The sequence below is a fragment of the Prevotella sp. RM4 genome (genome assembly GCF_000701965.1).
Taxonomy (GTDB): domain Bacteria; phylum Bacteroidota; class Bacteroidia; order Bacteroidales; family Bacteroidaceae; genus Prevotella; species Prevotella ruminicola.
This window is the reverse complement of sequence record NZ_JNKG01000008.1, coordinates 299,506-311,115: the sequence shown is the minus strand read 5'-3', so window position 1 is coordinate 311,115 and position 11,610 is coordinate 299,506. Positions and strand designations below refer to the sequence as shown.

Annotated in this window: 6 protein-coding genes; 3 read left to right on the top strand and 3 right to left on the bottom strand. The window is 48.1% G+C overall.

Annotated elements, in window-relative coordinates:
- Nucleotides 1-10: 10 nt before the first annotated feature.
- Nucleotides 11-1,303, top strand: a complete 1,293-nt coding sequence (locus tag T499_RS0107205; RefSeq protein WP_084162961.1) for an ABC transporter substrate-binding protein — start codon at nt 11-13, stop codon at nt 1,301-1,303.
- Here the strand turns inward: T499_RS0107205 and xyl3A are convergent.
- The 3 genes from xyl3A to xyn10D/fae1 form a co-directional block, all read right to left on the bottom strand.
- Nucleotides 1,293-3,878 (bottom strand): xylan 1,4-beta-xylosidase, encoded by a 2,586-nt coding sequence (gene xyl3A / locus T499_RS0107200; protein ID WP_033150392.1) that lies wholly within the window; start codon nt 3,876-3,878, stop codon nt 1,293-1,295. The two genes, T499_RS0107205 and xyl3A, sit on opposite strands and share 11 nt — an antisense overlap.
- Before the next feature lie 37 nt (nt 3,879-3,915).
- The gene (locus T499_RS0107195; protein WP_033150391.1) at nt 3,916-6,381 is read right to left on the bottom strand and encodes a glycosyl hydrolase family 95 catalytic domain-containing protein; all 2,466 of its coding nucleotides are present in this window, start codon (nt 6,379-6,381) and stop codon (nt 3,916-3,918) included.
- Between the two features lie 268 nt (nt 6,382-6,649).
- Nucleotides 6,650-8,830, bottom strand: coding sequence for a bifunctional endo-1,4-beta-xylanase/feruloyl esterase (gene xyn10D/fae1 / locus T499_RS0107190; RefSeq protein ID WP_033150390.1), 2,181 nt, complete (start codon nt 8,828-8,830; stop codon nt 6,650-6,652).
- Nucleotides 8,831-9,046: 216 nt separating this feature from the next.
- Here xyn10D/fae1 and T499_RS0107185 point away from each other — a divergent pair, with 216 nt between their 5' ends.
- Both T499_RS0107185 and T499_RS0107180 read left to right on the top strand, forming a co-directional pair.
- On the top strand, nt 9,047-9,580 hold the full coding sequence (locus T499_RS0107185) for an outer membrane beta-barrel protein (protein WP_033150389.1): 534 nt from the start codon (nt 9,047-9,049) through the stop codon (nt 9,578-9,580).
- 202 nt (nt 9,581-9,782) lie between these two features.
- A complete protein-coding gene (locus tag T499_RS0107180; RefSeq protein WP_033150388.1) occupies nt 9,783-11,096 on the top strand; it encodes an ATP-binding protein in 1,314 nt (437 codons plus the stop codon).
- Nucleotides 11,097-11,610: the final 514 nt, after the last annotated feature.

Sequence of the window (11,610 nt, the reverse complement as noted above, 5' to 3'; positions counted from 1 at the left end):
AAGGAACGATATGAAACGGGTAGCAACCGCTATTCTTGCCTTGTGTTGCAGTCTGGCCATACAGGCACAGGACCGTCAACAGATACTGAAGGTATATAACTGGGGCGACTACATTGGTGTAGGCGTTATAGAGAAGTTTGAGAAATGGTACCAGCAGGTTACAGGCCAGCCTATCAAGGTAAGCTACGTAACCTACGACTATCCTGAAGAGTGTTTCGACATGATAAAGGACCAGCAGACAGAGGTGGATGTGTTCTGTCCACCCGAATATCTGGCCGAACGCATGATGAAACACAAGATGCTCACCCCGATCGACACCAGTTTCGTGGCTCAAGGCATTCCTAACTACCTGCATGGCACCTCACCCTTCATCGACAACATGCTACAGCACATCGGCGAGGCACAGGGCATCACCGCCAAGGATTACACCGTAGGCTATCTATGGGGTAACACAGGCGTACTCATCAACACCAAATTTGTTAAACCCGAAGAGGTAAACAGCTGGGCATTCCTGTTCGACTCGAAATATCGCGGCAAGGTGATTATGAAAGACTCGTTCAGCGATATCTATAACGTGTTTATCAACTACGCATTCTACGATGACATCAAGTCGGGCGTAGCCAACCGCAACCTGTTGGCCGCCTACCTCACCAACCGCAACATCGCTATTGTCGAGGACTTGCTGGAGTCGGCCCGTCCACAGATGAAGAGTTTTGATGTAGAGGACGACAAGCGCCTGATGTCAGCCGGCAAGGACTGGATGAGTATAACCTGGAACGGCGACGCCAGATGGGCTATCGACGAGGCAGGCGACAACACCAACCTGCAGTATGTTGTACCCATCGAGGGTAGCGACTGCTGGGCCGACTGCTGGGTGATTCCCACCACCTGTAAGAATATCAAGGCCGCCAGCCTCTGGATAAACTTCCTGTGCCGACCTGATATAGCCCTGTTGTGTATGGAAGAAACAGGCTACAGTTCGGCCATCGGCACACCCGAGATACTGCAAGCTGTTACCAACGACAGTCTTCCTGCCATCGATCTGAGTTATTTCTTTGGCCCTGAAGCCACCGCCGTTCATGTAGATAGCGTGATGTATCCCACCAAGGACGTCATCAGCCGTTGCAGCTATCTACGCGACAGTGGCGACCGCCAGGAAGTGCTTCGTGAGATTTGGGAGAAAATCAAGGAGAAACCTGTTGTTGATTACTGGTTCTATGTGATTGCAGGCTGTGTCGCCCTGTTTATGATTATCACCACCACACTTTTGTTACGTCAAAAAAAGACCACCACTATAAAGTGATGGTCAGTTTTTTCAGATCTTTGTCCAACGAACTGATTCCGTAGAGTATCTCGTACTTTCCGGGTTTGGTTCGCATGGTGTTTGTCTCAGCATCCCAGAACTCCAACGACTCCTTGGTCAGCTTCAGGTTGGCTGTTGCCGTCTTACCAGCCTTGATATCCAAACGCTCAAAGCCACGCAGACTCTTCAGTGGACCGTCGGGATCCTGCAGGTTACGGATATACAGCTGGATGGTTTCGCTACCGTTCTTGGTGCCGGTATTGGTCACAGATATCTGTACATTGTAAAGCGCACCATCGGTAGCAGCCTCAACCTTGGCCTCACCTACCTCGAAGGTAGTATAGCTCAAGCCATAGCCGAAGGGGAACAGCGCATCATCAAAATAGCGATAGGTACGACCCTTCATCGAGTAGTCCTCATAATCGGGCAACTGCTGATCGTTCTTATAGAAGGTTACCGACAGTTTTCCGCCTGGGTTATAGTCGCCAAAGAGCACGTCGGCCACTGCTGTACCACCCTCCTGACCAGGATACCAGGCCTGTACGATAGCATCGCAGCTCTCTGTCTCTGGCTGCAGGGCAATAGCCGAACCCGAACAGTTCACATAGATCACCTGCTTTCCTGCAGCCTTCAGTGCCTTCAGGAACTCGCGCTGCACCTTAGGCAGTTCGATGCTGGTACGGTCGCCACCTTTAAAGCCCTCGATGTTTACAGGCATCTCCTCGCCCTCCAGACTGGGAGCGATACCACCACAGAAAATCACCTTATTGATACCCTTCAGCTGGGCGATGGTCTCCTGATAATCGATATTCAACTCGCGAGCCACGTCGATCTTCATCGAGGCACCCCATGTCTTCACGGTCTGGAAACGTACCTCAATATCAAACTTCTGACCCTTTTCAGCTTTCAGCATCGTGCGTGTTGGTGTAGCACGCCAAATATGGTTCACAAACTGCTGCTTGCCATTGACATAGAGTTCGAAATGACCAGTACTCTCCACATTTACCACATACTCGCCAGCCTCTTTGGCTGTGAAGGTTGTCTCGTACTTAGCCGAGAAATCCTCGATAGGCAGGTTGGGCGCAAACACGTGCATACCTGCAGTGGTTACATTTACCGGTTTGGTGTAGTATTCGGTAGTAAAGGGCTTTCCAGCCATCTCTGTGTTGTTCCAGAATGTGCCCTTCAAGCCTTTCTTGCCATCGGGAGTCACACAGTCGGTAGCCAGATGGCACTCCATCACCTTATCATTTGTCAGGTCGCAGCCAGGTATATAAACCAGTTTCTTCTGCTTAGCCTTCACACCATCCAGGATGGTAACGGTATGGTTTGGGGTACCATTATAGTTTCCCCACATCATAGGCTCGTTATGAGCATTAGGACCGATAATGGCAATCTTCTCGGCATTCTTCTTCAGAGGCAGGATATTGTTCTTGTTCTGAAGCAGTACGATGGTCTGACGGGCCATGTCCAGTGCTACGTTAGCCGAAGCCTTGGTCGACATAGCCGAATAAGGAATCTTCGACCACTCCACCAGCGACGGATCATCCATCTCACCCAGGTCGAAACGACCTTCGAGCAAACGGATCACGTGCTTATCAACCTCCTTCTCAGAGAGCAGACCTTTTCTGACTGCTTCGGGCAGACTCTTATAAGCATAGTTAAAGCCACACTCTACATCGGTACCAGCCAAGACAGCTTTCGATGTACCATGTACGGCATCCGACGACGACTTATGGTTCTCGTAGAAGTCGCTAACAGCACCACAGTCGCTCACAACGAGGTATTCAAAGCCCCACTCATCGCGCAATATCTGCTGGAGCAGACGGGTTGAACCACAGCAGGGATCATCGTCCAGGCGCTGATAGGCACACATCACCTCGCGCACTTTCGCATCCTTTACCAATGTCTTGAAGGCAGGCATATAAGTCTCCCAGAAGTCACGGGCCGACACATCAGTCAGGTTGGCAGTATGACGTGTATACTCAGGACCGCTGTGCACGGCATAGTGCTTGGCACAGGCCCAGAGCTTACGGTATCTGGCATCCTCAGGCCCCTGCAAGCCTTTCACCACCTGCACGCCCATCACACTGGTAAGATAGGGATCCTCGCCATAGGTTTCCTGTCCACGGCCCCAACGAGGGTCGCGGAAAATGTTCACGTTTGGTGTCCAAACAGAGAGGCTACGCATCTTCATATCCTCGCCATTCAGGTCGTACATACGATGATTGTACTGAGCGCGGAACTCGGTAGATGCGATGTCGAACACCTTAAACAGTAGATGAGGGTTAAACGACGCAGCCATACCTACAGGCTCAGGGAAATTGGTTACATTACCCATGTTAGCCGCACCATGCAGCGCCTCGCTCCACCAGAAGAATTTCTTGATGCCCAAGCGGGGGATGGCTGGACTCTCATCCAGCATCAGCATAGCTTTCTCTTCCAATGTCAGTCTACTACAAAGGTCAACGGCTCTCTCTTTAGCCGAGAGGTTCGGGTTCTGGTAAGGCAATGTTTGTGCCGAGGCTCCCAGCCCCACACACAATGCCAATGATAAGAATAGTTGATATTTCATCTTTAATGTTTAATGTTTAATCTTTAATCTTTAATGTTTAATGTTTAATGTAATACGTTTTCCCCGGTGCGGTCATGATATCATACTCGTACACCTTGCGGATGGGCAGTGTCTTAAAGTCCTTCAGCTCTTCCGACACCAATGGCTCGCGGATGGCAGCAGGTGCCAACAGCTCGTTACTGCACTCACCCTGAGCCGGCTTTAAACCAGCACCCTGCAATGGCACATACGAACGCAGACGCAGCTGTCCGCCAATCTTCGAGTATATCGTAGCCTCGGTCAGTTCACCCTGGTGCCACTTCATACTTACCGTAAAGGCACCTCTTGCCACCAGTCCACTCACCTCGCCATCTTTCCAACTATCAGGCAGGGCGGGCAACAGGTGCACAGCGCCATCATGACTCTGCAGCAGCATCTCGCATACACCAGCCGAGCAACCGAAGTTACCATCAATCTGGAATGGTGGATGGGCATCAAACAGGTTAGGATAGGTACCGCCACTGCGCCCCCACTCTGTGGTGCTGGGTATCACGTTCAGCATGTTCTTGATAATCTTAAAGGCATGGTTACCATCCTGCATACGTGCCCAGAAGTTGATCTTCCAACCCAGACTCCAGCCAGTAGCCATATCGCCGCGCTGGTTCAGGGTGTTAGCCGCAGCGGTAAACAGATCGGGATGACTATAGGGAGATATCTGGTTCGAAGGATACAAGCCGTACAGATGCGATATGTGGCGATGCTCATCTTTTGGATCGTCGCCATCAATCAGCCACTCCTGCAACTGTCCGTATCTACCTATCTGCATAGGTGGCAGCTTGGCAATGGCATTGCTCAGCATGGTAGTATAAACCACATTGTTATAGCCCAGTATCTGGTGTGCCCTCAGGGTACTGCTCAGCACATCAAACACTATCTGGTTGTCCATTGTCGATCCAGCTGTTACGGTGGTATTCTTGCCTACTGGTCCATGTTCAGGCGATACTGTTGGCACCGTTACCAGCCAGCCGGCAGCCTGCTTCACTTCGCCGTTCTTTGGATATTCCTGCATATACGACAGCAGGAAATCGGCAGCTCCTTTCAGGATGGGATAGCAAGCATCAAGGAATCGCTTGTCGCCAGTATACAGGTAGTACTGCCACAGGTGCGTGGTAAGCCAGGCACCACCTGTTGGGAACATTCCCCAGCTGGTACCATCCACAGGACCGGCAATACGCCACAGGTCGGTATTATGATGCGCCACCCAACCCGGACAGTTGTACATGGTACGAGCCGTTTTAGCGCCTGTGACACTCAGGTCGCGAATCATCGAGAACAGTGGTTCCTGTGTCTCAGCCAGATTAGCCACATTGGCAGGCCAGTAGTTCATCTCGGCATTGATGTTGATGGTATATTTCGAGTCCCAAGCGGGATCCATCTTATGGTTCCATACACCTTGCAGGTTGGCAGGCTGACCACCAGGCTGCGATGATGATATCAGCAGGTATCGTCCGTACTGCATCATCAGCGACACCATATCCAGATCGGTACCATCGAAAGCAGCCAATCGCTCATCAGTAGGCAGATCCGACTGCGCCGATTTGGCTAACGACAGCGACACACGATCGTACTGATCCTGATACTTATCCAGATGGCGTTTCAACAGCTGCTTGTAGTTCTTGCCTTTCAGCAACTGCATGGTCAGGTTGTTTTTCGCAACCGGATCGCCGTTAATAGTCTGATAATTCACGTAGTTAGTGGCCGCCGTAATAAAGATAGTGGCATTGGTGGCATTTCGCACCTGCACATCGCTGCCCATATCGGTCACAGTTCCATCTGCCACCACTTTTACACGCACCTCGGCCTGCAGCTTGCCAGCGATACCCTCGTGCTCTACATTATTAATAATATAGGCATGCTCGTTCTTGGCCACAGCACCGCCCTCAACAGCCTGCTGGTTGCGCTGATAGCTCACGCCGAAGTTCAAGGCTTTCTTCTTGCTGGCTGTCAGCTGTATGATAATGGCGTTATCAGCCTGCGAGGCAAAGGCTGTACGAATATATTTCACATCAGCCACATCAAAACTGGTGGTACACAAAGCATCACCCAGGTTCAGTTCGCGACGATAATTGCTTGGTTCAGCCCCATTTGGGTAGTCGAAAGAAAGCATCAGGTCGCCCAGGGGCAGATACTTTTGTCCATGGGGTCCTTTAAAGAAAGTCTTGTCAATCAGCGCCTCGGCTTCCTTTTCTTTGCCTTCAAAAATCAGGCGTCGCACATCCTTCATAGCCACCTTGGCATCAGGATTGTTGTTATTGTGCGGCGAGCCGCTCCAGAAGGTTTCTTCGTTCAGCTGTATCTGCTCTGTACCGATACCGCCATACACCATGGCACCTAAGTGCGAATTGCCTATAGGCAGGGCTTCTAGCCACTGAGCGGCAGGCTTACTGTACCACAGCTTGTGCTGCTGGGCATTAACCACAAGTGCTACACACACACTGGCAAGGATAGTCAATAATCGTTTCATATATATACTATTGGTTTTAAATTTCGCTGCAAAGATACAAATAATTTATGAATTTAAAAAATAACCCTGGGACAAGAAACGCCTTTCTTTAGTCCCAGGGAAGGAAAAACTACTAACTACTAATATAACTAAAACAATTTTAACCGATTCTTTATTTTATCTGGGTGCAAAGTTAGTGTATTTTTTCGAAAGTGGCTTATCCTCATGTTACATTTACTTTTTATTTTGTTTCAACCACTAAAAAATCACACTTTTTTCGCACTTTTCCTTACTTAAAGAGGCTCTGAGCCATCTTTTCAAGGCAACGACGCCATGTCAGGAACTCGTGTGCTGTGCCCTCAGAAACCAGACCTTCGGCCTTAAATCCAGCAGCCTTCAGTGCCTCAACGCTCTTGTTGATGCCCTCTGGGTTCTCCTTGTCGCCACAACCTACGAAGATGTACTTCACAGCCTTAGGATCCTTAATCTCCTCGGGCATATAGGTGCCGCCACTCAGCAATCCCCAGTAACCGAACATTTCAGGACGGCGCAGGGTGATGAGCTTGGTTTCCATACCACCCATCGACAATCCGGCCATCGCACGGTTCCACTTGTCGGCCTTGGTCAGGAAATTCTTGTCGATAGTAGGAATCAGCTCGTCGATGAGCACTTTCTCAAACTCCTCGGCAGTAAACTTACCGATTGAACCGAACTTAAAGTCGTTAGTCAGTCCGTAGGCCATTACCACGATAAATGGCTTAATCTTACCATCGGCAATCAGGTTGTCCATAATGAGTCCAGCCTTACCCTGTACAGGCCAGCTGGTTTCGTTCTCACCCCAACCGTGCTGCAGGTACAGTACAGGATAGCGCTCCTGCTTACCCTTTACCAGCTTGCCGTAACCGTAAGGCAGATAAACATTGGCAGTCTGCATCTTACCGGTGCTCTCGCTCCAGAAGGTTACCTGCTGGATGTTACCATGGTTGATATCCTTGCGATAAGCGTAGAAGTCCTGATCCTTGGCAGGAATCTCGATACCACTTTCCCAACGGCAAGAACCGAAGTAGTTATGTGTACCAGGATCGTTAAACACGCCACCATCGATAGTCAGGTGATAGTAGTGGAAACCAGGATCCATTGGGCCCTCGGTAGTACCAGTCCAAACACCATTCTTATCCTTGCGCAGTACGGTACCGCCACGGCCACCAAGACCCAGGCTTACAATTACCGACTTAGCATCGGGAGCCTCAACACGGAAACGGGCATAACCCTCAGAGTTAACCATAGGATACTCCTGTCCGGGCTGGTTCATGGGGTTGGGCACAAAGTCCTCTTTTGGCTTGCGATTGTCCATAGCGGCATCAAAGTCGCGGATAATCTGCAGCGAACGCTTAGCCTTGAAGTTCTCGTCGAAAGGCAGTGGGTGGTTGTTTACACCCAGCCAAGAGTCCTTATCGCTCAGGTTCCAGAATGTAACGTTCTTAATCACATCCTTGTGCTTACGGAATATCTTGAACAAACGGGCATACTGGTCCTCCTGCAGTGTCTGCATATAACCAGGCTGTGGTTTTGCCTCGCCACGCGAGAACATCAGCTGACCACCGCTCTCGGTATTGGTACGCAGATCCAGCTCTGTAATATGGATAGTGTTTACAATCTCGCTGAAACGGTTGATAGCCTTCTCCAGCTTCTCCTCATCAGGGAAGTAGATGTTATAGTGGCCCTGCATGCCGATACCATCGATGGGCACACCAGCCTCTTTCATCTTCTTCACCATATTATATATACGCTCACGTTTGCCCTCGTCAACACAGCTGTAGTCGTTGTAAATCAGCACACCTGTTGGGTCGGCCTCGCGTGCAAACTCAAAAGCCTTAGCAATAAACTCATCGCCACAAAGCTTGAAATGACGACTCTGACGATAAGGGCTGGCAGGAACCATCTTACCATCAACAAACTCGAATGGACGACCGTCGTCGGCCATAGCCTCGTTTACTACGTCCCAGGCATAAACCACGTCCTTATAGCGGTTAACCACGGTGTGGATATGCTCGCGCAAACGCTGGTAGAATACCTCTTTCTTTACAGGCTTGCCCTTCTTATCGGTAAACATCCAGTCGGCAAACTGTGAGTGCCAGCACAGACAGTGACCACGCATCTTGATACCGTTTTCGCGGCAGAAGTTGGCAATGCTGTCGGCTAAGCCAAAGTTCCACACACCCTCTTTTGGGTGAATCTCACCTGGTTTCCAAGCATTCTCGGCAGTAACGCTGTTAAACTGCTTCTTTACGATTGCAGTCTGAGCAGGATCAGAGATGTTGAACTTGTTTACAGCCACACCTACAGTAAAATAATCCTTGTAAGCATCCTTAAGTCCAGGACCTGCAGCATAATCTACAGGACGTCCCCACTGTGCCGATGCAGTCAAGCTACCGGCGATAAGCGATAACGCTACTAATAGTTTCTTCATATTTGCTAATTTGATTTCTGTTTATTAATCTATTCGGCTGCAAAGTTACAACAAATCCCCCAAACCCTCTATTCCGTGAGTATCATAAACTTTATTATTTGTACCATCAATGGCTACTTTAGGGGGATTACCTACCACTATATAGGGATTTTCTTGAGTATATTCCAACTAATTGTTGTACCTTTGCACGTGAATTTACAAACCAATAAAATAAAGATGAAGAAATTACAACTTGTATTATGTATGGCCCTGATGGCCGTTATGCCATGCCGAGCCCAGCAGAATGTTGCTCCGTTTGAGTTTGAAGTAAAAGCAGGAACCAATTTGCCGTTGGATAGCGAATCGGGAATCAGTAACAAGTTAGGCGTTAACTTGGGAGTTGAATCGCGATGGAATCTGAAACGATTGCCGATGGATGTTGGTGCAGAACTATATATAGGAAGTGCTCTCAGACACGTAGAAGATGACAAGTCGCTCAGCAACCGAACGATATCGCTTGCTGTACTATCCGACTATCAGATAAATCGTGGATCGAAGGTATCACCATTCATCGGTCTTGGCCTTGGAGTTGCGAATTGCCAACAAATCAAGGGCAGCTTAGGTGATGAGGGCACAACTCTCTGCATCATTCCAAGAGTAGGTGTAGAATTTGCCCGCCACCTGCGCCTCACCCTTGATGCCCACATCAGTAAGAAATACTACTCGCATGTAGGCCTTACTATTGGTTACTCTTTCCATAGCAAGAAATAGTGCATGCCACGGAATAAAGTGCCCCCTGGCATATTTGCGATAGCCTATATTCGTCAGTAGGCTATCGCTATTTTTACTAGTTTTCGTCCAAATGTGGGGTAAACTATTAAAAAATATCCATAATATTTGGAGATATGAAGTTTTTTTTGTTACTTTGCAGCAGAAATATAAACGACAATTTATATAAATCCAGATTTATATTATGAAGTTTTATGATCGCAAAGCTGAGATGGAGATTCTGAAGCAGAATGAGAAGCAGGCCGAACAGCATGCTGTGTTTACAGTGCTGATGGGTAGACGCCGAGTTGGTAAAACGTCGCTTGTGATAAAAGCCTTGGAGGGGTGCCAGTTTGCTTATCTTTTTGTGGCGAAAGATAGCGAAGCCATGCTTTGCCATAAGTTTCAGCAAACACTCCAGGAACAGTTAGGTATACAGGTATATGGTCGATTGTCGCACTTCCGTGATGTGTTCGAGGTTATTATGAGAGAATCGGTACATCGCCATTTTTCTATTGTTTTTGATGAGTTTCAGAACTTCTATAAAGTAAATCCAGCCATCTTTAGTGAGATGCAAGACATTTGGGACAGGTATCATCGTGACTCACATATTAACCTGATAACGATGGGTAGTATCCGTTCGTTGATGAAACGTATCTTCGAAGATAGAAACGAACCGCTCTATGGACGCCCCACCTCAAAATTCACACTGTTACCTTTCTCTATTAATGTACTGAAGCAGATATTCGGCGACCATCACCCGCATTATAACAATGAGGACTTGCTTTGCCTCTATATGATTACTGGTGGAGTGGCAAAATACGTAGAGCTTTTGATGGATGCAGGATGTTATACAAAGGAGAAAATGCTAAACTTTGTATGCAGGCAGGATTCTTATTTTCTCTCAGAGGGTCGCGATCTGATGATTCAGGAGTTTGGCGATGAGAGTAGCACATACTTTTCTATTCTCCAGCTAATAGCGGGAGGTATGACCAGGCGTTCGGATATAGACGGCGCAATGCAAAAGGATATGGGTACTTTCATCCAGAATCTTGAAAACAACTATAACATCATCGCGCGTCTAAAACCCCTACTGGCCAAACCTAACAGCAAAACCAGTGCTTACGAGATTTCCGACCAGTTCCTACGTTTCTGGTTCCGCTTTGTATGGCCATATCAGGCACTTGTGGAACGCCAGCAACTTTCCTTGTTGCGACAGAATATGGGGAAAGGTTATGAACAGTTTACAGGGCGTACACTTGAACAGTTCTTTCAACAACAAGCTATGGAATCGGGGCAATATACAATAGTGGGGAATTGGTGGAATCGTAAAGGTGAGAATGAGATAGATATGATTGCCCTCAATGAATTTGAGCACACTGGTATTGCTGCCGAAATTAAAAGGAACCCTAAAAAACTTAGTCTTTCAGAGTTAGAAACAAAAGTGGCATCTTTGCCAGCATCTGATTTTGGATCATACCATCTCAATTTAATAACGTTATCTCTCGAAGATATTTAGCGATAGCCTATCTATGCCACGGGACTGGTCCCTGACATATAGCACTCTACCACCATCTCAACCGTAGGCTGGCCCAAGGGTGTTTATATCATCAAAGCCAAGATAGGTAAAGAAGAGGTAACGGAGATAATTTTTGCAAATAATTTCTCTGTAAAAACAGCCATCTCTCCCTCAATCTTCCGAAAAGCCTTTGTACACAGGCATTTCGAGAGGGTGGAGATTTTTTTAATCTCTCCCTTTTCCCTCCCTAATCTCTCCCTACATCTCTCATGCTATAGGGAGAGATACATGAGAGATAAGGGAGGGATGCGAAAAATCTCTCATCGCTCAAACCACCTGTGTTTATGCAGGTTTTGAGAGATTGAGGGAGAGATGAGAGATTTTTTTGCAAAAGTTTCAAAAGAAACACCAACTAATACTACAACCCTCGCCACCAAAAGCGCTTCATTTTTTCCCAACTTGGGAACGTTTCATTCCCAACCTGGGAATGTTTTGTTCCCAACCTGGGAACACT

Excerpts from the sequence above, each read along its gene's own strand:
- T499_RS0107205 (WP_084162961.1), top strand. The coding sequence starts at position 11 with ATGAAACGGGTAGCAACCGCTATTCTTGCCTTGTGTTGCAGTCTGGCC.
- xyl3A (WP_033150392.1), bottom strand. The coding sequence starts at position 3,878 with ATGAAATATCAACTATTCTTATCATTGGCATTGTGTGTGGGGCTGGGA.
- T499_RS0107195 (WP_033150391.1), bottom strand. The coding sequence starts at position 6,381 with ATGAAACGATTATTGACTATCCTTGCCAGTGTGTGTGTAGCACTTGTG.
- xyn10D/fae1 (WP_033150390.1), bottom strand. The coding sequence starts at position 8,830 with ATGAAGAAACTATTAGTAGCGTTATCGCTTATCGCCGGTAGCTTGACT.
- T499_RS0107185 (WP_033150389.1), top strand. The coding sequence starts at position 9,047 with ATGAAGAAATTACAACTTGTATTATGTATGGCCCTGATGGCCGTTATG.
- T499_RS0107180 (WP_033150388.1), top strand. The coding sequence starts at position 9,783 with ATGAAGTTTTATGATCGCAAAGCTGAGATGGAGATTCTGAAGCAGAAT.